This is a genomic window from Methylobacterium sp. A54F, assembly GCF_053346035.1.
Map to the genome: position 1 here is coordinate 39,288 of NZ_JBKFBF010000016.1, position 21,039 is coordinate 60,326.

The window sequence follows — 21,039 nt, forward strand, 5'->3', positions numbered from 1 at the left end:
GCGCGAACCCCGAAAGGCCCCTGCCATGCTCCTCACCCCCCGCGAGAAGGACAAGCTCCTCGTCGCCATGGCCGCGATGGTCGCCCGCAACCGGCTCGCCCGGGGCGTGAAGCTCAACCATCCGGAGGCCGTGGCGCTGATCACCGACTGCGTGGTGGAGGGCGCGCGGGACGGGCGCAGCGTCGCCGAGCTCATGCGGGCGGGCGCGCAGGTGCTCGACGCCTCCCAGGTGATGGAGGGGGTCGCCGAGATGATCCACGACATCCAGGTCGAGGCGACCTTCCCGGACGGCACGAAGCTCGTCACCGTCCACCACCCGATCCGCGGCGCCCCCTCCCCGGCCGTGCCGGGCGCCGTCGAGGCGCTGCCCGGCGAGATCGTGTTCAATGCGGACCGCCCCCGCACCGTGATCAGCGTGGCCAACACCGGCGACCGGCCGATCCAGGTCGGCTCGCACTACCACTTCTTCGAGGTCAATCCGGGCCTCAGCTTCGACCGCGCCCAGGCCCGCGGCCAGCGCCTCGACATCGCGCCCGGCACCGCGGTGCGCTTCGAGCCCGGCTCGACCCGGGAGGTCGTCCTGGTGCCGCTGTCGGGCGGGCGCGCGGTCTACGGCTTCCGCGGCGACGTGATGGGCAAGCTCTGATGGCGCTCCCGCCCCCCGCCTCCCTGCCGCGCGCCGCCTACGCGGACATGTTCGGGCCGACCACGGGCGACCGCGTCCGGCTCGCCGACACCGACCTCTGGATCACCGTCGAACGCGATCTCACGACCTACGGCGAGGAGGTGAAGTTCGGCGGCGGCAAGGTGATCCGCGACGGCATGGGCCAGTCCCAGGTCACGAACGCGGCGGGCGCCGTCGACACGGTCATCACCAACGCCGTCATCCTCGACCATTGGGGCGTCGTGAAGGGCGATGTCGGCCTCGTGGCGGGCCGCATCCACCGCATCGGCAAGGCCGGCAACCCGGACATCCAGCCGGGCGTCGACATCGTGGTCGGGCCCGGCACCGAGGTGATCGCGGGCGAGGGCAAGATCCTCACCGCGGGGGGCTTCGACAGCCACATCCACTTCATCTGCCCGCAACAGGTCGAGGAGGCCCTGGCCTCGGGGATCACCACCATGCTGGGCGGCGGCACGGGGCCTGCGCACGGCACCTTCGCGACCACCTGCACGCCGGGCCCGTGGCACATCGGCCAGATGCTCCGTGCGGTCGATGGCTTGCCGATGAACCTCGCCTTCGCGGGCAAGGGCAACGCCTCGCGGCCCGAGGCCCTCGTCGAGATGATCCGCGCCGGCGCCTGCGCGCTCAAGCTCCACGAGGACTGGGGCACGACGCCGGCCGCCATCGACACCTGCCTCACCGTGGCGGACGCCCACGACATCCAGGTCATGATCCACACCGACACGCTCAACGAGTCGGGCTTCGTGGAGGACACCATCGCGGCCTTCCGGGGCCGCACCATCCACGCCTTCCACACCGAGGGCGCGGGCGGCGGCCACGCGCCCGACATCATCAAGGTGGCGGGCCTGCCGAACGTGCTGCCCTCCTCCACCAACCCGACGCGGCCGTTCACGCGCAACACCATCGACGAGCACCTCGACATGCTCATGGTGTGCCACCACCTCGACCCCGCGATCCCCGAGGACCTCGCCTTCGCGGAGAGCCGCATCCGCAAGGAGACCATCGCGGCCGAGGACATCCTGCACGACCTCGGCGCCCTCTCGATGATGTCCTCCGACAGCCAGGCGATGGGCCGGGTCGGCGAGGTGGTGATCCGCACTTGGCAGACCGCCGACAAGATGAAGCGCCAGCGCGGCGCCCTGCCCGGCGACGCCTCCGGCACCGACAACCTGCGGGCCCGCCGCTACGTGGCCAAGTACACGATCAACCCGGCGATCGCGCACGGCGTCTCCCGCCACATCGGCTCCGTGGAGGCGGGCAAGCTCGCCGACCTCGTGCTGTGGTCGCCGGCCTTCTTCGGCGTGAAGCCCGACCTCGTGCTGAAGGGCGGCATGATCGCGGTGGCCCCGATGGGCGACCCCAACGCCTCGATCCCGACGCCCCAGCCCGTGCACTACCGCCCGATGTTCGGCGCCCACGGCCGCGCGCCCCAGGCCACGGCGCTCACCTTCGTGTCGAAGGCCGCGCTCGAGGACGGGATCGCGGAGCGGCTCGGCCTCGGGAAGACGCTGGTCGCGGTCGAGAACGTGCGCGGCGGCATCTCGAAGAAGAGCATGATCCTCAACGACGCCACCCCGGTGATCGAGGTCGACCCGGAGACCTACGACGTGCGCGCCGACGGCGAGCTCCTCGTCTGCGAGCCCGCCGAGGTGCTGCCGATGGCGCAGCGCTACTTCCTGTTCTGAGGTAGGATCGGGGTCGAGGATGAGAGGCCCGCGATGACGAAGGCCGCGCTGAAGCCGCCGGATGCGCACGACCTGTACGAGCGGGATTTCCATGCCTGGGCGCAGCGGCAGGCGCGGGCCCTGGCCGCCCGCGATACGGCAGCCTTCGACATCGCCAACCTGATCGCGGAGATCGAGACCTTGGGACGGAGCCAGCGCGCGGCGGTCGAAACGCACCTGCGCGTGCTGATCATCCATCTGCTCAAGTTCCTCTGCCAGCCCGAGCGGGCGACGCGGAGTTGGCGGATCACCTTGCGCAATCAGCGCCGCGAGATCGGGCGGCTCCTCGACCGGAGTCCAAGCCTGCGCGGCTACCCGGAGGCGATCCTCGTCGAGACCTACCGGGACGCGGTTCGACGCGCCGCGCAGGAGACCGGCCTCGCCGAGGATCGGTTGCCGGCCGATCCGCCCTTCACCCTGGCGCAGATCCTCGATCCGGATTTCGTCCCCTGATGGAACACATCCGCAACGACCTGTTCGCGACCGACCTGACGGCCTGGTACGAGGCGCAGGCGCTCGCCCTGCGAGACGGACGCTTCGGCGACCTCGATCATGAACGGCTGTCGGGCCTCATCGGCGAGCTCGCGGCGGAGCGCCGGCAGGCGCTGCGGGCCCATCTCGGCATCGTCCTCACCGCCCTGCTGCGCTGGGCCGAGCAGGTCGATCTGCGCAACGGATCGTGGGCGGCGAGCATCAACATCCAGCGGTACCGGATCGCGGCCATCCTCGCCGAGAATCCAGGCCTTGTCCCGAGGCTTCCGGTCGTGATCGCCGCAGCCTATCCCGAGGCCAGGGCACGGGCCGTTCTGGAAAGCGACCTGCCCGACGACAGCTTCCCGGCCGCCTGCCCCTTTACCGACGCGGAGATCCTGCGCGTGGGCTACATGCCCGATCCCTACGGCGACGATGCTATCCGCGGTGTGGGCTGGTGGAAGGACGGCTCCCCATGATCCGCGCCACCCGCATCCTCCGCCGCGACCGGATCGGCTCCGCCGAGATCGTCGACCGCATCGTCCTCGACCACGGCGACCGCCACCGCCGCCGCATGGCGATGCGGGCCGCGGGCGGCCTCGCCTTCCTGCTCGACCTGCCCGAGGCCGCGGTGCTGCAGGACGGCGACGCCCTGGTGCTGGAGGACGGGCGCCTCGTCTGGGTCGAGGCGGCCCCCGAGCGCCTCCTCGCCATCCGGGCCGCGGACGAGCACGCCCTGAAGCGCCTGATCTGGCACATCGGCAACCGGCACATCCCGGCCGAGATCGCGCCGGATGCCGTCTACATCGCCGACGATCACGTGCTCGCCGCGATGGTGCGGGGCCTGGGCGGCAGCGCCGAGCCGGTGCTCCGCCCGTTCGCGCCCGAGGGAGGCGCCTACGCGGACGGTCACGCCCACTCCCCTGGCCACTCCCATGCCCACTCCCATGACCACGCCCATGGTCACGCGCACGACCACGGGCACGACCGCCGCCCCCACCGGCACGGCTGAGGCCGGTGTCCGATGCCTTGCGCCTGATGGCGTGGCTCTCGCCGGGCTATCCGGTGGGCGCCTACGCCTACTCGCACGGGCTCGAATGGGCCGTGGAGGCGGGCGACGTCACCGGCGCGGAGAGTCTCGCGGCGTGGCTCGCGGACGTCGCCGAGCGCGGCTCCCTGCGCAACGACCTCATCCTCGCCGCCCACGCCCACCGCTGCGCCGGCGACCGGGCGGGGCTCGTGGCCCTCAACGACCTCGCGCTGGCGCTCGCGCCGTCGCGGGAGCTGCACCTCGAGACGAGCCAGCAGGGCCGCAGCTTCCTCGACGCCACGCTCCACGCCTGGCCGCACCCCGCCCTCTCGGCGGCCGCGCAGGGCCTCGACGGGGCGGTGGCCTACCCGGTCGCGGTCGGGGCCGCGGCCGGCGCCCACGGCCTCGCGCGCGCCCCGACGCTCGCGGCCTACGCCCTCGCCTTCGTCCAGAACCTCGTCTCGGCGGCGCTCCGGGTGGCGCCCGTCGGCCAGAGCGCCGGCACCCGGATTGTGGCGGACCTCGCGCCCCGGCTCGACGCCCTCGCGGGCCGCTTCGACGGCGCGACCCTCGACGACCTCGGCTCGGCGACCCTGCGCCTCGACCTCGGCTCGTTCCGGCACGAGACCCAGTATTCCCGCATCTTCCGCTCCTGAGGATCCCCGCCCGATGACCTCCCAGAACGGCCCCCTGCGCGTCGGCATCGGCGGACCCGTCGGATCCGGCAAGACCGCCCTGATGGAGCAGCTCTGCCGGCGCCTGCGCGACCGCTACGAGATCTGCGCCATCACCAACGACATCTACACGAAGGAGGACGCCCGCATCCTGACGGTGGCCGGCGCGCTGCCGGAGGAGCGCATCCTCGGCGTCGAGACCGGAGGCTGCCCCCACACCGCGATCCGCGAGGACGCCTCGATCAACCTCGCGGCGGTGGCCGAGATGCGCCGGCGCTTCCCCGGGCTCGACGTGATCCTGATCGAGTCCGGCGGCGACAACCTCGCGGCGACCTTCTCGCCGGAGCTCGCCGACATCACGCTCTACGTCATCGACGTGGCGGGCGGCGAGAAGATCCCCCGCAAGGGCGGCCCCGGCATCACCCGCTCGGACCTCCTCATCGTGAACAAGACAGACCTCGCGCCCCTCGTCGGCGCCGACCTGTCGGTGATGGAGGCGGATACGCGGCGGATGCGGGGCGCACGCCCCTACGTGTTCGCCTCCCTGCGGGCGGGCGACGGGGCGGACACCGTGGCCCGCTTCATCGAGACGGCCGGAGGCCTCGGCCGAGGCGTCGAATGAATACAACCTGTAGGCGAAGGTAGTAAGGAAGGTTTAAGGCGCCACCATCATCATAAGTTGCATTGACCTCAAGTGTACAACTTGGGAAGGGAGGTCCGTGCGATGTGGTGGCTGTCCGCGTCCCTGTCCGGCCGGCGCGTTCCCGTCCGGGCCCGAGTCCGCGCCGGGCGATCGCCGCAGGTCGTCCGGGCCCTCGCGGCCTGCCCGCGCGGGGCCTCGGCCGTGGAGTTCGCGCTGCTCGCGCCGGTGCTGCTCCTGCTGTTCGCGGGCATCCTGGTGTTCGGCATCTACCTCGGCGCGGCCCACAACCTCCGCCAGCTCGCCGCGGAGGCGGCGCGGGCCTCCGTGGCGGGCGTGACCGACCAGGAGCGGGCCGCCCTAGCCCAGGGCCAGATCCGCGTCAGCCTCGCCGCCGGCTCGATGTTCCGCCCCGGCAGCATCGGCGTCCAGGTCGGGTCGGACCCGGTCGACGCCACGCTCTACACGGTGACCCTGAGCTTCGACGCCTCGGCGCTGGGGCTCGGCGGATTCGCCCGGCTGGTGCCGATGCCGCCCGACCTGATGCGGTCCTCGATCAGCGTGCGCAGGGGGGGCCTGTGACGGGGCGGCCTGTGACGGGCTGGCCCGCAACGGGTCGCCCCGTCCTCCGCCTGCGCCGCGAGCAGGGCGGCACGGTGGCGGTGCTCGTCGGGCTCGGCGCGACGGTGCTGATGGGGGCGGCCGCGGTCGGGATCGACCTCGGCCAAGTCGTGCAGGCCCGGCGCCGGGCGCAAGGCGCGGTCGACGTCGCCGCCCTGGTGGCCGCCGCGAACCCCGCCCAGGCCGAGGCCCTGGCCCGGCGCTCGCTCGCCGACAACGGCTACGCGGGCGCCACCCCGATCACCATCGCGCCGGGCGCCTATGCGGGGGATGCGGCGGTGGCGCCGGGCAGCCGCTTCCGCCCCGGCGCCGCCCCGGCCAACGCCGTCCGGGTCAACCTCCGGACCAGCGTGCCGACGCACTTCGCGCGGGTCGTCGGCCTCGCCCCGAGCGTCGAGGTGCGGGTGGCGGGCACCGCCGCCACGGCCCAGTTCGCCGCCTTCACCCTCGGCTCGGGCACGGCCGCCCTCGACGGCGGCGTCGCCAACGCCGTGCTGGGCGCGATGCTCGGCACCCGGCTGTCGCTGAGCGTCCTCGACTACAACGCCCTCCTGTCGGCCCAGGTCGATGCCTTCCGGTTCCTCGATGCCCTCGGCACGAGCCTCGGCGTCCAGGCCGCGAGCTACAGCGACGTGGTGCGGATGGACGCCAGCGTCGGGCAGATCGTCTCGTCGCTCAGGACCGCGCTGCAGGGCGAGGCCAACGTCGCCTTCGCGGTCTCCGCCCTCGCCAGCCTCGGCGCCGCCCTGCCCTCGGCGAGCGCGAGCGTCCCGGTCTCGCGCGTGGTCGATCTCGGCGATGCCGCGGCGCTGGCGCCGGGCCGCGGCAGCGCCGGGCCCCGGGTCGGCGCGATGGACCTGATCTCCGGCGCGGCCGCGGTCGCCAACGGGCAGCGCCAGGTCTCGGTGGACCTCGGCGCCAGCATCCCCGGCCTCCTCGCGACGCGGCTGACCCTGGCGGTCGGCGAGCGCCGGCAGAGCTCGGGCTGGGTCCAGCCCGGCAGCGCCAACGCGACGCTCCACACCGCGCAGACCCGCCTGCTCATCGAGGCGACGCTCGCGGCGCCCCTCGGCCTCGGCGGGCTCAGCCTGCCCCTCTACGCGGAAATCGCCCCCGCCCAGGCGAGCCTGCGCGCCGTCACCTGCCCCTGGTCGAACCCGGCGCAGCGGCGCGTCAGCCTCGATGCGCAGCCGGGCCTGCTCAACCTCGCCATCGCCGACGTGCCCCGCTCCGCCATCGCGGTCGGCGCCGCGACGCCGGACCTCGGCCGCGGCGCGGCGCTCCTCAGCCTGCCGCTCCTCACCGTGCGGGGGCAGGCCCGCGCGAGCCTCACCGGCGCGGTCCCGCAGACGCTGACCTTCTCGGACGACGACATCAGCCGGCGGGTCGTCCGCACGGTGTCGAGCACCGGCCTCACCCAGTCGCTGACCGGAAGCCTGATCCAGGGGCTGAACCTCGACATCAACGGGCTCAACCTGCTGCCGGCCCTGCGCCCGGCGCTCGCCACGACGCTGTCGCTCGCGGCGCCGGCCCTCGACCTCGTCCTCGACGGGACCCTGCGGGCGCTCGGCCTGCGCCTCGGCTACGCCGACGTCACCGTCGACGGCACCCGCTGCGATCAGGCCGTGCTGGTGCAGTGAGCCCCCGCGGGTGCAGGCCTCGGCCCCGCACGCGCGGGGCCGGTCCGCCTCAGTGCAGGCCCTCCCGGGCGGACTGGGTGCGCGCGAGTTCCTGCCCGAGGCGCAGGAGCAGCATGTCGGCGAGGAGGCGCAGCTCGGAATTGCCGAGCTGCGCGATCACCTCGCGGCAGGCGATGGCGTGCGCGGCGGCCGCATCGAGCGGGGATTCGGCGGCCGGCACCTCCGTGGCGACGAAGGCCGCGGTGTCCTGCGTGCTCTCCGTCAGGTCGATGATGATGCCGTGGCCGTGCGCGGGCTGCCCGGGCTGCGCGGGGTAGAGGCGGCCGCGGTCGAGGATCCTGCGCCGCTCGCCGGTCGCGGAGACGGTCCGGTACTCGGCCACGAACAGGCCGCCGGTCCGGCGCAGCTGCCGGAAGTGCCGGAACAGGTCGGGCTGGTCCTCGGGGCAGACCCGGGCCTTCGCCACCTCGAGGGTGAGGGGCCGTCCGGCGAGCGCGTGGTCGCCGGCCAGGATGTCCGCCGCGCCCGCGTCGAGGATGCACCGGTCCGGACGCGCCGACCACGACCAGGTTCCGACCACGCCGGACGCGCTCAGGGCGGCGCCCAGGTCCACGGTTGACGGCGATCCCCTCTCGATCGCGTTGGCGAGCATGGCCGATCTCCAGGAAGCGATTGCGACATCGGGCTAAATCAGGGCCTATACAACCCTAAATAGAATTAACGGACTGCTAACTCACCCAACAGCAATCGGTGGTGGATCGGGACCCGCACCGGGTCCGCTCCGGGGCAATTCGGCCCGGCAGGTCGATCCTCGTCTCCGGACGGCGCCCTGCTCAGCCGATCTGGCTCAGCAGGGTTACGGCCCCGAAGATCAGGACCGAGAGCACCGTGACGGCGAGCAGGATCAGGGCCGCGCGCGATTCTCGTAGTTCCGGTGACATACTTCGCGCTCCGGTTGCATCAAGGGGCGGCCGTCACAAAGGACACAGGAGTCGCGAAGGACTCGCGGGTCGCGAGGGACGGGAGCCACGAGGGGCAAGGGCCACGCACGATGTCGTCTGGAGCCCGGTCGATACTCGCATCGTTCCCGAGGCCTGTCGAGGCGAGGAACCCGCGCGCCGGGCGAAGCCGAACGTCGCATCCGGGCGCACGGCCGAGCCTGCCGTCGCGGTCGGCCTCCGCCGGCGGCCGCGTGCCGAAACGCACGTCCTCGCCGCGCGGCCCCGCTTAGCTTGCGGACGGGGGAGAACGGACGGCCGCGTCGGCGCGGCCTGCCGGCTTGTGCTGGGATCCGGTCATGCAGACACGTCATCACCTCGCGCGCGCCGCGCTCGCCGCGAGCCTCGCCGCCGCCATCGGGATCGTCGCCGCGCCCGCAGAAGCCCGCGAGCACCGCGCCGGTGCCGCGGCGGCCGCTGCCCAGGCTGGTCCTGAGCGGGGCGACAGGAGCGCGAGTGCCGGGGGCCGGGCCGCCGTGAACACCGCGGCCGTCGCCGCCCGCGCCGCAGCGTCCGCGCGCTTCACGGAGCGCATGGGCCGCCTCGATGCCCTGATGGGCGCGGCGCCGTCCGGCCTTGCGACCTACCGCTCGACGAGCGTCCAGCGCCGGGCCCGCTCCGCCAGCGCGGAGTGAGGGCCGTTCGGCTCTGATCAGGGTGGGGCGGGCACCGCCGAGCCCGCGGCAAGCCTTCAGGCCGCCACGGCCCCGAGGCGCGGCATGCTCGCGAGCAGGCCGCCGATCTCGCGGGCGGGGCGCGGGGGGCTGAACAGGAAGCCCTGCATCTCCTGGCAGCCCTCGGCGCGCACGGCGGCGAGCTGCGCCTCGGTCTCGATGCCCTCCACGAGCGTGGTGATGCCGAGGCTCGACCCGAGCCCGACGAGGGCCCGGATGATCGCCCCCGATTCCGAGGCGGCGTGCCCGGCGTCGCGCACGAAGGAGCGGTCGATCTTGATCTTGTCGAAGGGGAAGCGGCGCAGGTAGCTCAACGAGGAGTAGCCGGTGCCGAAATCGTCCATCGAGATGCGGATGCCGGTGCGGCGCAGGAGGTGGAGCGTCTCCAGGTTGGCCTCGGTGTCGTCGAGGAGCACGCTCTCGGTGATCTCGAGCTCCAGCCGGTCGGCGCGCAGGCCGCTCGCCGCGAGCGCCATCAGGACCACCTGCGCGAAGTTGCGGTGGCGGAGCTGGACGGCAGAGACGTTGACGGCGACGTTGACGGGGACGGGCCATCCGGCCGCGTCGCGGCAGGCCTGCCCGAGCACCCACTCGCCGAGGGGAACGATCAGGCCGGTCTCCTCCGCGACGGGGATGAACTCGGCCGGGCTGATCAGGCCCCGTTCCGGGTGGCGCCAGCGCAGCAGGGCCTCGACCCCCGTGATGCGGTCGCTGCGCAGGTCGACCAGGGGCTGGTAGTGCAGCTCGAACCGGCCCGCCGCCAGGGCCTCGCCGAGCTCGCGCTCCATCTCGCGGCGGCTTCGCGCCGTCTCGTCCATCGCCGCCTCGAACAGGCAGGCGACGCCGCGGCCGCTGTTCTTGGCATGGTAGAGGGCGGTGTCGGCGTCCTTGAGCAGCCGGTCGATGTCGTCGACCGCCCCGTCGCCCAGGGAGATGCCGGCGCTCATGCCGATCTCGACCGTGAAGTCCCCGAGCGTGTAGGGCGCGCTCACTGTGGCGATCAGGCGCTCGGCCAGCGCCAGCGCCCCCGCGGTGTCGGCGACGCGGTGCAGCACCGCGAACTCGTCGCCGCCGAGCCGCGCCACGAGATCGCCCGCGCGGACGTTGTCGCTCAGCCGCGCGGCCACCGCCCGCAGGAGCGCGTCGCCGACCCCGTGGCCGTGGCCGTCGTTGACCGCCTTGAAGCGATCGAGGTCGAGGCAGAGCATCGCGAGGCGCCCGCCCCCCTCCGTCCGCGCCGCTCCGATCAGGTCCATCCCGTGCTCGCGCAGCGCCGTGCGGTTCGGCAGGTCGGTCAGCGCGTCGTGGCGGGCCATGTGGGCGATGCGCGCCTCGTTGCGGCGGCGCTCGGTGATGTCCTCGAAGGTCGAGACCCAGCCGCCGCCGGGCAGCGGCCGGTAGCAGACGGCGAGGATGCGCCCGTCCGCGAGCTCCCGGTGGAAGGGCCCCGGATCGTTGCCGGCGAGCGCCGCCCGCGTGCCCTGGCAGAGGGCGTCGGCGGTCACCTCCCGGCGGTAGCAGCCCCGGGCCACGAGCGCCGCGCAGAGCTCGCGCTGGGACATGCCGATCCGGATCGCCCCGCCCGGCAGGTCGAAGATCTCGCGGTAGCGCTGGTTGACGACGAGGAGGCGCGCCTCGGCGTCGAACATGCTGAGGCCCTGGGTCATGTTGCTCAGGGCGGCGTCGAAGCGCGTGATCTGCTGCTGGAGCTCGGCGTTCGCGTCGCGCAGGTCGCCGAGGGCCGTGGCCAGGGCGGACCGGGCCTCGCGCTCGCCGCTGACGTCGGTGCCGACGCCCCGGTAACCGAGGAAGTCGCCCGTCTCGGAGAAGCGCGGCTCGCCGCTCACCCGGAACCAGCGGGTGCTGCCGTCCGGATGGGCGTAGGGGTACTGGAAGTCGCGGAACGCGCGCCCGCCCTCGACGGCCTCGACGTAGGGCCGCCAGAAGTCCGAATCCTCCGCGTTGCGGGAGATGGTGTGCCGGGGGCGCCCGATCAGGGCCGCCACGCCGAGCCCGAGGAAGCGCTCGACGCTGGCGCTCAGGTAGCTGAAGCGGTGCTCCGGATCGGTCTCCCAGAACCAGTCCGTCGCGATATCCGCAAAGTCCTCAAGGCGCTGTCCGGTCATCGTGCCCCCGCTTCGCACGGATCAGCGTCGCGCCGAGTCGTTTAGGAAGTCTCACTGCCCGCACCCGCGTCCCGGATTCGCACCGCCCTATGTCCGGGAAGGCAGCGGGCGGGAGACGGACGATGGACGACGTGGCCGTGGATCTCTTTCCGGGCTTCGAGGCGCTCTGGCTCGACGGGCCGGGCGGGCGGGCCTTCGCGCGGGCGGGGGGCCCCCGGGAGGCCCCGCCCCTGCTGCTGCTCCACGGCTTCCCGCAGACCCACGCCATGTGGCACCGCATCGCGCCCGACCTCGCCCGCGACCACCGGGTGATCTGCCTCGACCTGAAGGGCTACGGCTGGTCCGCGGCTCCGGCGGGGGATGCCGCCCACGAGGCCTACGCCAAGCGCACGCTCGGGCGCGAGATCGTCGCCCTGATGGAGCGGGTCGGCCACGTCCGCTTCGCGCTCGCGGGCCACGACCGGGGCGGCCGCGTGGCCTACCGCCTGGCCCTCGACGAGCCCGGCCGGGTCGCGCGCCTCGCCCTCCTCGACATCGTGCCGACCGAGGTGCAGTGGGCGCGGATCGCGGAGAAGCCGGGGCTGAACCCGCACTGGACCTTCCTGGCAGGCCCGTCGCCGGAGCCCGAGACCGCGATCGGCCGAGACCCGGACGCCTACTTCGAGGGCCTGCTGCGCGACTGGACGGCCGGGCACGACCTCGGGGCCTTCGACCCCCGGGCGCTCGAACTCTACCGCCGGGGCTGGGCTCCGCCCGAGCGCATCCACGCCATGTGCGAGGATTACCGCGCCGGCGGGCCCGACGGCCCGGACCGGGCCGCCGACCGGGCGGACCTCGCCGCGGGGCGGACCCTCGCGATGCCGACGCTGGTGCTCGCGAGCCGCGCCTACCTCGACAAGGGCAAGCCCGAGACGGCGCTCGCCGCCTGGCGCCGCACCCTCGCGCCCCGCGCCGAGGGCGTCGCGATCGAGGCGGGGCACTTCCTGGCCGAGGAGAACCCGGCGGCGACGCTGGAGGCGCTCCGCGCCTTCCTGCGGGCCTGAGGGTCATCGTCTCAGCGGCGCTCGGCGAAGAAGGCGCGCAGGAGCCCGGCGCCCTCCGCTTCCCGGAAGCCGCCGTAGACCTCCGGCGCGTGGTGGCAGGTCGGTTGGTTGAACACCCGCGGCCCGTGCTCGACGCCGCCGCCCTTCGGGTCGTAGGCCGCGAAGTAGAGCCGGCGGATGCGCGCGAAGGCGATCGCGCCCGCGCACATCGGGCAGGGTTCGAGGGTCACGTAGAGGTCGCAGCCCGTGAGCCGGTCGTCCTGGAGCGCCGCGCAGGCCGCGCGGATCGCCAGGATCTCGGCATGGGCCGTCGGGTCGCGCAGGGCGCGGGGCCGGTTGTGGGCGACCGCCAGGACGGTCCCGTTCCGCACCACGGCCGCGCCCACCGGCACCTCGCCCTCCGCCGCGGCCCGCCGGGCCGCCGCGAAGGCGAGGCTCAGCGGGTCCGTGCCGAGGGCGTCGGTACCGAGGGCGTCGGGGTCGGAAGCGGGGTGCGGAGCGTCGGACACGGGGCCCCTTGTAGCGCGCCGCCCGGCGGCCCGGGAGCCGGCGCGGAGCGGTTTCGCGCGAGGACCTGCGGGAGCGCGGGACCGCCCGGCGTCGCTGCGGCCGGAACGCTCCCGCGCCCGGCGCCGTTCTCCCGCGGTGCCGGGCCGGACGGATCCGGGGAACGCGGAAGAAATACAGGTTCAACAGCGCAGTATCGCGGAACTCGGAGCCAGACTTGGCCGTTCCTAGCTCAGATTGACATCACGGAGGTCACCATGATCGGTTGGGCCATTACATTCCTCGTCATCGCGCTCATCGCGGCTGCCCTGGGCTTCGGCGGCGTCGCCGGAACGGCCATGGAAGCGGCCAAGATCGTCTGCTTCATCGCCATCGCGCTGTTCGTGATCTCGGCCGTGTTCGGCCTGATGCGCGGTCGCTCGCCCCGTCTCTGACGGACGATCGACGGGACCCGACAGGGCGGCCTCCCACGGAGGCCGCCCTTTCTCGTTCCGGTCCCGAACGGACCGGTTTTCCGCGGGGCCCGCCCACCCGCGAGCGGATCGGCCTCGCGCCGCCCGATCCCCTCTGTTATGGGCTGCCCATGAGCGACATTCCCGACAACGATCATCCCGACCCGGCGGTCGGTGGTCCCGAGGCGCGTCCCGCCGAATCCTCCGGCCCGTGGACGCCCGAAACCGACGCGAACCGGCCGGATCCGGCGACCGCGCCCGCCGCGGCCCGCACCCCGCGCAAGGCCGCCGCCCGGGGCGGCGACGCCCCCTTGCGCCGGCGGGCCGCCCCGCCACCGCAGGCCCCCGAGTCTTCCAGGGCCCACGAGGCCTCCGACGCGACGCCCGAGGGCGAGCGCATCGCCAAGGCCATCGCCCGCGCCGGCCTCGCCTCGCGCCGGGACGCCGAGGCGATGATCGAGCAGGGCCGCGTGACCCTGAACGGCGCCGTCCTGACCTCGCCGGCCGTCAACGTCACGGAGGACGACCGCATCGTCGTCGACGGCGAGCCGCTGCCGCCCCGCGAGCGCACGCGGCTCTGGATCTTCCACAAGCCCCGCGGCCTCGTCACCACCGCCCGCGACCCCGAGGGACGCCAGACGGTGTTCGAGGCGCTGCCCGAGGAGATGCCCCGGGTCGTGGCGGTGGGGCGCCTCGACATCAACACAGAGGGGCTGCTGCTCCTCACGAACGACGGCGGGCTCGCCAAGGTGATCGCCCACCCGGACACCGGCTGGCTGCGCCGCTACCGCGTGCGCGCCCACGGCGACACCACCCAGGCCGAGCTCGACCGGCTGCGCAAGGGCGTCACCATCGACGACATGGAGTACGGCCCCGTCGAGGCCACCCTGGACCGCGTTCAGGGCGACAACCTCTGGCTGACGCTCGGCCTGCGCGAGGGCAAGAACCGCGAGGTCAAGCGCATCCTCGAGCATCTCGGCCTCTCCGTGAACCGGCTGATCCGCCTCTCCTTCGGGCCCTTCCAGCTCGGCGACCTGGAGCCCGGCCTCGTCGAGGAGGTGCGCACCCGCGTGCTCAAGGACCAGCTCGGGCAGGCCCTCGCGGCCCAGGCCGAGGTCGATTTCGAGAGCCCGGTGCGCGAGCCGATCGCCCCGTTCGGCTCGCCGAAGGCCGCCGAGGCGGGTGCCGGCCGGCCCGATCGCCCGCGCCGCGAGGGCGGCCCGGCCCGGCCCGCCAAGGCCGCCCGGATCCCCACCGGCGGCTCCGGCGCGGGGCCGCGGCGCTCCGTGTGGCGGTCGGATGCCGTGGAGGAGACAGGCTTCACCCGTCCCTCGAAGGTCCCGCGCCGGGGGGCCGACCCGAAGGCCGCCCGCGAGGCCTCGGCGGCGCGGGGACGCGAGCGCGTCGGCGCGATCCAGACCGGCGAGCGCCGCGTGCTGGTCGAGCGCCTGCAGGCGAGCCCGGCCGAGCCGCCGCCGGAGCCGCACCGCCGCACGCGCTTCGCCAAGCGTCCCGATGCCGGCCGGGATGAGGCTCGCCCGCCAAGGCGCACCGGGGGCGCGGAGCGGCGCTTCGCGGAGGGCGACGCGCGTCCGGCCCGCCGCGATTTCGATGCCGAGCGGCCCGCCCGCCGCGATGCGGGCACTGAGCGGCCCGCGCGGCGTGCCGAGGGCGGGGCCGAACGCCCGGCCCGCGGCCAGGCTCCGCGCGGCGATCGGCCGTTCCGGCCGCGCGGCGAGGAGCGGGCGCCCCGCGGCGAGGGACGCGGCTTCGACGGCCCGCGTCCCGAGGGCGGCCGGCCCGGCGGACGTCCGGGCGGCTTCAAGGGTGGCTTCAAGGGCGCCCCGCGCGAGGGCGGCGAGGCCCGGCCCGGCGGACGCCCCGGCGGCTTCAAGGCCGGGGGCGCCCGGGGGGACGGCGCCAAGCCCGGCGGCTTCAAGACCGGTGGCTTCAAGCCGGGCGGCTCCCGGGCAGGCGGCTTCAAGGCCGGGGGCTCGAAGCCGGGCGGGTTCAAGGCGGGCGGCGCGCGGCCGGGCGGCAAGCCCGGGGCGGGCCGCTCCGGGCCGAAGCCCGGCGGACGCCCGCCCCGCGGAGACCGGTGAGGATCGTCGGCGGGGCGCTGCGCGGCCGACGCCTCGCGGCGCCCCGCACGGACGCGATCCGGCCGACCACCGACCGCCTGCGGGAATCGGTGTTCAACGTCCTCGCCCACGCCTACGACGATGCCGTGGCGGGCGCGCGGGTGCTCGATCTCTTCGCCGGCACCGGGGCGCTCAGCTTCGAGGCGCTGTCGCGGGGCGCCGCCTACGCGCTCCTGGTCGACGAGGGCGCGGAGGCCCGGGCGGTGATCCGCCAGAACGTCGAGGCGCTCGGCCTCGAAGGCGCGACCCGCCTGTTCCGCCGCGACGCCACCCGCCTCGGGCCCGCGGGGCCGGCGGGGCGCTTCGGCCTCGTCTTCTGCGATCCCCCCTACGGCCGCGACCTCGCCCCGGCGGCGCTGCGCGCAGCGGCCGAGGGCGGCTGGCTCGCCGAGGGCGCCCTGGTGGTCGTCGAGGAGGCGGGCAGCGCGGCGCTGGCGCTGCCGGCGGGCTTCGAGGCGCTGGAGCGACGCGCGAGCGGGGACACGGCCGTCCTGTTCGCGCGGTTCGCGGGCGCGGATCGATAGCGGTTCCCCTGCGAGGTCCGCCTGATCGATGCCGAATCGGTATCGCCGGCTCAGCGCCGGCCGAACAGGCGCTCGATGTCGGCGAGCTTCAGCTCCACGTAGGTCGGGCGGCCGTGGTTGCACTGGCCGGAGAGCGGCGTCCCCTCCATCTCGCGCAAGAGCGCGTTCATCTCCTCGGGCCTGAGGCGGCGGCCGGCCCGGATCGAGCCGTGGCAGCTCATGCGCGACAGGATGGCGTCGAGGCGCCGACTTAGGAAGCTGGAATCGGGGGCGCCCTCCCCCTCCGTGGCCGCGCCATCCTCCAGGCCGCTCGCCTGCAGCGCGTCGAGCACGTCGAGGACGAGGCCCCGCACCGAGGCCCGGCCGAGCGCCGCCGGCACGCCGCGCACCAGGACCGCGCCGGGGCCGAAGGCTTCCAGGCTGAGGCCGAGGCGGTCGAGGTCGGCGGCGGCCGCGACGAGGCGCTCGGCCTCGTCGGGCGCCATCTCGACCACGTCGGGGATCAGGAGGCCCTGGCGGGCGACGCCGCCGCCCGCGCGCTCGGCCTTGAGGCGCTCGTAGACGAGGCGCTCGTGGGCGGCGTGCTGGTCCACGAGGACGATGCCGTCCCGGGTCTGGGTGACGATGTAGGTCTCGTGGAGCTGGGCCCGGGCCGCGCCGAGGGGATGGTCGGCGGCGGCCTCGGCCGCGTCCTCCGGCCCGTCGCGGATATCGGCGGCCGGGGGCGCCAGGTCGCGACGCTCCAAATCCCCGCGACCCGGGTCCGCCCAGGCCGGGGCAGCGCCATCCGGATCGTCCCGGGCCAGCAGGGCCTGCGGCCCCTCGCCGAAGCCGGTCCGGGGCTCACGGGCCCCGTCCGGCACCTCCCAGGGGGCCGGCCGATCGAAGCCGGCAGGCGCGGCGACGGACGGTGCGGCGCCGCTCCAGGCCGGCTGGGACGGGCGGAACAGGCTCGGCGCCGCCGTCCCCGTATGGGGCCGGAAGCTCCCGGCCTGGATGGGAGACTGCGGCTCGACGCTGCCCGAGCTGGCCCGCAGCGCCTCCAGCGTCCGGGCCGCGACGGTCGTCGCCGTGCGGCCGCCGCCGCGGCGCAGGGCCTCGTGGATCGCGCTGACGATCAGCGCCCGCACGAGGCCCGGATCGCGGAAGCGCACCTCGGTCTTGGCCGGGTGCACGTTGACGTCGACGAGGCCGGGCTCGCAGGTGATGGCGAGGCCGAGCACCGGGTGCCGGTCGGAGGCCATGGTGTCCGCGTAGGCGCCGCGGACCGCCCCGAGCAGCAGCCGGTCGCGCACGGGCCGGCCGTTCACGGTGAAGTGGATGTGGGTCGCCGCCCCCCTGTGGAAGGTCGGCGTGCCGACGTGGCCCGACAGGGCGAAGCCCTCGCGGCTCATGGAGACCGCGAGGGCGTTCGGGCCGAACTCCTGGCCCAGCACGGCGACGAGGCGGCGGAGCTGCGCGGCCGGCCCGGCCTCCGTCTCCGCCGGCAGGACCAGGGGGCTGCCGGACTCGGTGCGCAGGGTGAAGCGGATGCCGGGCTGAGCCACCGCGAGGCGCCGGACGATGTCGGCGATGGCCGCGGTCTCGGCCCGGTCGGACTTGAGGAACTTGAGCCGGGCGGGGGTGGCGGCGAAGAGGTCCGTGACCTCGATGCGGGTGCCGGCGCGGGCCGGCGCCGGCCGGACCTCGCCCTTCAGGCCCGCCTCCACGACGAGGCTCGCGCCCGACTGAGCCCCCGCCGTGCGGGTCGTGATGGCGAGCCGCGACACCGCGCCGATCGAGGGCAGCGCCTCGCCGCGGAAGCCGAGGGAGCGGATGCGGGCGAGGTCGCCGTCCGGCAGCTTCGAGGTGGCATGGCGCTCGACCGCGAGGCTCAGGTCCTCCGGGCTCATCCCGGCACCGTCGTCGACCACCCGGATCAGGCGCCGGCCGCCGCCCTCGATGGTGACCTCGATGGCGCCGGCCCCGGCATCGACGGCGTTCTCCACGAGCTCCTTCACGGCGGAGGCTGGCCGCTCCACCACCTCGCCGGCCGCGATGCGGTCGACGAGGATCGGATCGAGGCGGCGGACCGGGAGGACGGGCATGGCGGCACTATAGCGGCCCGCCCCCCGGCGATCCACGGGCGACCGAAGGGGACGACCGGGAGGGCGATCCCGGGGCGCGGGACGGGTCGACGCAGGGGCTAGGCAGGACGTCTTCAAGACAACGTGTCTTGCGTTGCGGAATCGTGCGGCAGAGGCTGAGGGCACGGGCGAAGGGGGAGCGAGCGGGTGAGGGTTTGTGTGCGCCCGGATCGGGCGCGGAAGCGCGCGCCGAGGCGCCGTGTCCGGCCGGCGGGCGCTCGGCGTCCCGCGGTCGGCGCATGAGTGTCCCGCGGGAGTCCGCGCAGGCCGCCGCCGGGTCCGTCCCATCCTTCGCCTTCTCGACGCAGAACGCCGCGCCCGGACAGGCGTTCGATGTCTACCATGACCTCTACGCGGCGGGCTCCGACGTCGGCCGGGTCTCGCCGGCCTTCGGGGCGCAGGTCCGGGTCTACCGCTTCCCGCGCATGCTGGTGTTCGACCGCCACCTGAGCGGGGTCTCGCATTCCCGCGGGGCCGCCCGCATCCGGCGGGACGGATTAGACCACCTCACGATCCACCACGTCGTCTCGGGCGACTACGTCGGCGGGACGTTCGGGGCGGAGGGCCCCGTCCGGCCCGGCGAGATCCTGCTGGTCGATGCCGGCCAGCCCAACCGCAACCGGGTCGGCAACGCGCACATCATCTCGGTCTCCCTCGCCCGCGAGCAGGCGGAGGCCGCCGGCATCGTGCCGCGCGCGGTGAGCGGCGCGGTCCTGCGGGGGGCCGGCGCGGGGCTCGCGGCCGACTTCCTCGGGTCGCTCATCCGCCGCGCGCCCGACCTCGCCGCTCCCGGTGCGGAGCGGGCGGCCCGGGCGTTCTCCGAGATCCTGGCGATGAGCATCGACCCCGCGGCGATGCCGACGGACCGGCACGCGGTGGCGGAGGCCCTCGGCACCCTGCGGCGGGAGCGCGCGGAGGATTACATCCGGACGCACCTGTCCGACCCCGCCCTCGACGCGCAGGCGATCGCCGCCGGCATCGGCGTCTCGCGCACCGCGCTCTACCGGGCCTTCGAGGCGGAGGGCGGGGTCGCCCAGCTGGTCCAGCGGCGGCGCCTCGAGGCGATGCGCAACGCCCTGCGCCGGTCCGAGGAGACCCGCTCGGTGGCGGCGCTCGCCCACGCCCACGGCTTCGTCAGCGAGAGCCACTGCAGCCGTACCTTCCGGGCCGCCTTCGGGGCGCCGCCCGGCCAGTTCCGGGCCGAGATCCTGCGGTCCCGCGCGGCCGGCGATGCCGCGGTTCCCATCCTCGTCCGCTGGACCAGCGAACTGTTCTGATGCGAAAAGCTCCACCGGCCGCCGGGGCGGCGGGCTCCTCCGCCGGCTGGCCGCTCGCCCTGCTGCTCGCCGGGACGCACGTCCTGGCCTACAGCGACCGCGTCCTGATCGCGCTCGTGGCCCAGCCCCTCAAGCAGGCGCTCGCCCTGAGCGATGCCGAGCTCGGGTTCCTCCAGGGCTCCGCCTTCGCGGTGCCGCACGCGCTGGCCCTGCCCCTGGCCGGGGCGCTCGCCGACCGCGGCTACCGGCGCGCGATCCTGCTGCTCGGCCTCGGCCTGTGGACCGCGGCGACCCTGGCCTGCGGCCTCGGCGGCAGCTTCGCGTCCGTTGTCGCGGCCCGCGCCGCCCTCGGCCTCGGGCAGGCCGCCCTGGTGCCCGCCGCCCTCGCGCTGCTGGCGCACCGCCTCGCACCCGGCTCCCTCGGCCTCGGGGTCTCGCTCCTCACCGCGGGCGGCAGCCTCGGCCGCAGCCTCGCGCTCCTCGGCGGCGGCCTCGTGCTCGCCTGGCTCGTCGCCCGCGGGGGCCTCGTCCTGCCGGGGCTCGGCCCGCTGGCACCCTGGCAGGCCCTGTTCGTGCTGGCCTGCCTGCCGAACCTCCTCGTCCTGCCCCTCCTCCGGGGCATCGCCGAGCCGCCGGCCGGTCGCCGGTCGGGGCTACGCGCCGCCGGGCCGGCCCTCGCCTGGGTGGCGCGCCGCCGGGCCGCCTACCTGCCGCACTTCGCGGCCGCCGCCGCCGCCATGCTGATCAACCAGAGCCTCACCGCCTGGGCCCCGGCCTTCCTCGTGCGGGTCCACGGCGACAGCCCGGCGCGGAGCGGGCTGACCCTCGGCGCAATCGTGCTGGTGGCGGCTCCGCTCGGCCATGTCGCGGGCGGGCGGATCCTCGACCGCTGGCGGCGCGCGGCCGGGCGCCGGGCCGCGCCCCGGCTCCTCGCCCTCGGGCTCGGCCTGACGCTGCCGGCCACCGCGCTCCTGACCCTGGCGACCGACCGCAACGCGGCGCTCGCCGGGTTCGCGGGCCTCGTGATCGCCCTCGGGCTCACCTCGCCGGCGGCGCTCGGAGGCCTGCAGTTCCTGACGCCCCGGGCCCTGCGCGGGCGGATCAGCGCGCTGTTCGTCGCGGGCGTGACCCTCGTCGCCCTCGGGCTCGGGCCCCTGCTCGTCGGGATCCTCAACGACGCGGTGTTCGGCGCGGCCGGGCTCGGCCGGGCGATGCTCGCCGCCTTCACGGCGTTCGCCCTCGCCGGCCTCGGCCTCTGCGGGCTCGCCGAGCGCGGACTGCGCTCGCGAGAACGGGCACGGCGCGGACGGACCCGCGCGCGGCCCGCCCAGGCCCTTCAGCGGGTGTAGGTGAAGGTCGAGATCTGGCAGACGTTGATGCGGTTGCGCACGAGCGACTGACCGTTCTCGAACACCGCCTTGAAGTCGTAGACGCACTTGCCCGAGCCGTCGTCGATGTCGATGTCGAAGGTCTCGCCGTCCTGGATCACGTCGCGGCCGAGGATGTCCTCCTCCCACTCGTTGTTGCCGCTGGTCGAGGCGTAGAAATGCTTGATCGCCATGCCGGTCTCGTTGACGATGTCAACGTGGCGGTTGGCAGACAGGGCCGGCTCAGCCGAAAATACAACCATGCCGAGTAATGCGGCGATCATGCACTTATTATTCATAGTCGACCTCGCTCGTCCTT

21 protein-coding genes are annotated in these 21,039 nt (G+C 74.7%); 16 read left to right on the forward strand and 5 right to left on the reverse strand.

Features of this window, described 5'->3' with window-relative positions; all coding sequences use genetic code 11:
• The first annotated feature begins 25 nt into the window (after window positions 1–25).
• The 9 genes from ACLBXP_RS21950 (at window position 26) to ACLBXP_RS21990 (ending at window position 7,485) form a co-directional block, all read left to right on the forward strand.
• Window positions 26–646 (forward strand): urease subunit gamma, encoded by a 621-nt coding sequence (locus tag ACLBXP_RS21950; RefSeq protein ID WP_447669948.1) that lies wholly within the window; start codon window positions 26–28, stop codon window positions 644–646.
• Window positions 646–2,370: an urease subunit alpha gene (gene ureC, locus ACLBXP_RS21955; protein WP_447669949.1), complete on the forward strand. Its 1,725-nt coding sequence runs from the start codon at window positions 646–648 to the stop codon at window positions 2,368–2,370. Before ACLBXP_RS21950 ends, ureC begins: the two co-directional genes overlap by 1 nt.
• Window positions 2,371–2,403: 33 nt before the next feature.
• Window positions 2,404–2,862, forward strand: coding sequence for a DUF29 domain-containing protein (locus tag ACLBXP_RS21960; protein WP_447669950.1), 459 nt, complete (start codon window positions 2,404–2,406; stop codon window positions 2,860–2,862).
• On the forward strand, window positions 2,862–3,359 hold the full coding sequence (locus ACLBXP_RS21965; RefSeq protein ID WP_447669951.1) for a DUF29 domain-containing protein: 498 nt from the start codon (window positions 2,862–2,864) through the stop codon (window positions 3,357–3,359). The genes ACLBXP_RS21960 and ACLBXP_RS21965 overlap by 1 nt, the downstream gene beginning before the upstream one ends.
• Window positions 3,356–3,892 (forward strand): urease accessory protein UreE, encoded by a 537-nt coding sequence (locus ACLBXP_RS21970; protein ID WP_447669952.1) that lies wholly within the window; start codon window positions 3,356–3,358, stop codon window positions 3,890–3,892. Before ACLBXP_RS21965 ends, ACLBXP_RS21970 begins: the two co-directional genes overlap by 4 nt.
• A gap of 26 nt (window positions 3,893–3,918) precedes the next feature.
• On the forward strand, window positions 3,919–4,566 hold the full coding sequence (locus tag ACLBXP_RS21975; protein ID WP_447670002.1) for an urease accessory protein UreF: 648 nt from the start codon (window positions 3,919–3,921) through the stop codon (window positions 4,564–4,566).
• A 13-nt stretch (window positions 4,567–4,579) separates the two neighbouring features.
• On the forward strand, window positions 4,580–5,206 hold the full coding sequence (gene ureG / locus ACLBXP_RS21980; RefSeq protein ID WP_447669953.1) for an urease accessory protein UreG: 627 nt from the start codon (window positions 4,580–4,582) through the stop codon (window positions 5,204–5,206).
• Between the two features lie 102 nt (window positions 5,207–5,308).
• Window positions 5,309–5,806, forward strand: coding sequence for a TadE/TadG family type IV pilus assembly protein (locus ACLBXP_RS21985; RefSeq protein ID WP_447669954.1), 498 nt, complete (start codon window positions 5,309–5,311; stop codon window positions 5,804–5,806).
• Between the two features lie 11 nt (window positions 5,807–5,817).
• Complete coding sequence (locus ACLBXP_RS21990) at window positions 5,818–7,485, forward strand: TadG family pilus assembly protein (protein ID WP_447669955.1); 1,668 nt, start codon at window positions 5,818–5,820, stop codon at window positions 7,483–7,485.
• 49 nt (window positions 7,486–7,534) lie between these two features.
• Here the strand turns inward: ACLBXP_RS21990 and ACLBXP_RS21995 are convergent, their stop codons facing one another.
• A complete protein-coding gene (locus ACLBXP_RS21995; RefSeq protein ID WP_447669956.1) occupies window positions 7,535–8,137 on the reverse strand; it encodes a PAS domain-containing protein in 603 nt (200 codons plus the stop codon).
• Between the two features lie 645 nt (window positions 8,138–8,782).
• Between ACLBXP_RS21995 and ACLBXP_RS22000 the strand changes: the two genes are divergently transcribed.
• Entirely contained in the window at window positions 8,783–9,118 is a 336-nt protein-coding gene (locus ACLBXP_RS22000) for a hypothetical protein (protein ID WP_447669957.1), read from the forward strand.
• Between the two features lie 56 nt (window positions 9,119–9,174).
• Here the strand turns inward: ACLBXP_RS22000 and ACLBXP_RS22005 are convergent, their stop codons facing one another.
• Window positions 9,175–11,283 carry a putative bifunctional diguanylate cyclase/phosphodiesterase gene (locus ACLBXP_RS22005; RefSeq protein ID WP_447669958.1) on the reverse strand — a complete coding sequence of 703 codons (2,109 nt, stop codon included), beginning with the start codon at window positions 11,281–11,283 and terminating at the stop codon, window positions 9,175–9,177.
• Window positions 11,284–11,405: 122 nt separating this feature from the next.
• Here ACLBXP_RS22005 and ACLBXP_RS22010 point away from each other — a divergent pair, with 122 nt between their 5' ends.
• On the forward strand, window positions 11,406–12,326 hold the full coding sequence (locus ACLBXP_RS22010) for an alpha/beta fold hydrolase (RefSeq protein WP_447669959.1): 921 nt from the start codon (window positions 11,406–11,408) through the stop codon (window positions 12,324–12,326).
• 11 nt (window positions 12,327–12,337) lie between these two features.
• Here the strand turns inward: ACLBXP_RS22010 and ACLBXP_RS22015 are convergent, their stop codons facing one another.
• Window positions 12,338–12,766, reverse strand: coding sequence for a nucleoside deaminase (locus ACLBXP_RS22015; protein WP_447670003.1), 429 nt, complete (start codon window positions 12,764–12,766; stop codon window positions 12,338–12,340).
• A 324-nt stretch (window positions 12,767–13,090) separates the two neighbouring features.
• Here ACLBXP_RS22015 and ACLBXP_RS22020 point away from each other — a divergent pair, with 324 nt between their 5' ends.
• From ACLBXP_RS22020 to rsmD, 3 genes are all read left to right on the forward strand, one after another.
• Complete coding sequence (locus tag ACLBXP_RS22020) at window positions 13,091–13,267, forward strand: DUF1328 domain-containing protein (RefSeq protein WP_447669960.1); 177 nt, start codon at window positions 13,091–13,093, stop codon at window positions 13,265–13,267.
• Between the two features lie 149 nt (window positions 13,268–13,416).
• Entirely contained in the window at window positions 13,417–15,387 is a 1,971-nt protein-coding gene (locus ACLBXP_RS22025; RefSeq protein ID WP_447669961.1) for a pseudouridine synthase, read from the forward strand.
• Window positions 15,384–15,950: a 16S rRNA (guanine(966)-N(2))-methyltransferase RsmD gene (gene rsmD / locus ACLBXP_RS22030; RefSeq protein WP_447669962.1), complete on the forward strand. Its 567-nt coding sequence runs from the start codon at window positions 15,384–15,386 to the stop codon at window positions 15,948–15,950. The genes ACLBXP_RS22025 and rsmD overlap by 4 nt, the downstream gene beginning before the upstream one ends.
• Before the next feature lie 50 nt (window positions 15,951–16,000).
• Here the strand turns inward: rsmD and mutL are convergent, their stop codons facing one another.
• Window positions 16,001–18,037: a DNA mismatch repair endonuclease MutL gene (gene mutL / locus ACLBXP_RS22035; protein WP_447669963.1), complete on the reverse strand. Its 2,037-nt coding sequence runs from the start codon at window positions 18,035–18,037 to the stop codon at window positions 16,001–16,003.
• 278 nt (window positions 18,038–18,315) lie between these two features.
• Between mutL and ACLBXP_RS22040 the strand changes: the two genes are divergently transcribed.
• On the forward strand, window positions 18,316–19,353 hold the full coding sequence (locus ACLBXP_RS22040; protein WP_447669964.1) for a helix-turn-helix domain-containing protein: 1,038 nt from the start codon (window positions 18,316–18,318) through the stop codon (window positions 19,351–19,353).
• A complete protein-coding gene (locus tag ACLBXP_RS22045) occupies window positions 19,353–20,702 on the forward strand; it encodes an MFS transporter (protein ID WP_447669965.1) in 1,350 nt (449 codons plus the stop codon). The genes ACLBXP_RS22040 and ACLBXP_RS22045 overlap by 1 nt, the downstream gene beginning before the upstream one ends.
• Here ACLBXP_RS22045 and ACLBXP_RS22050 read toward each other — a convergent pair.
• A complete protein-coding gene (locus tag ACLBXP_RS22050; protein WP_447669966.1) occupies window positions 20,690–21,004 on the reverse strand; it encodes a hypothetical protein in 315 nt (104 codons plus the stop codon). The genes ACLBXP_RS22045 and ACLBXP_RS22050 overlap by 13 nt on opposite strands.
• Between the last annotated feature and the right edge of the window lie 35 nt (window positions 21,005–21,039).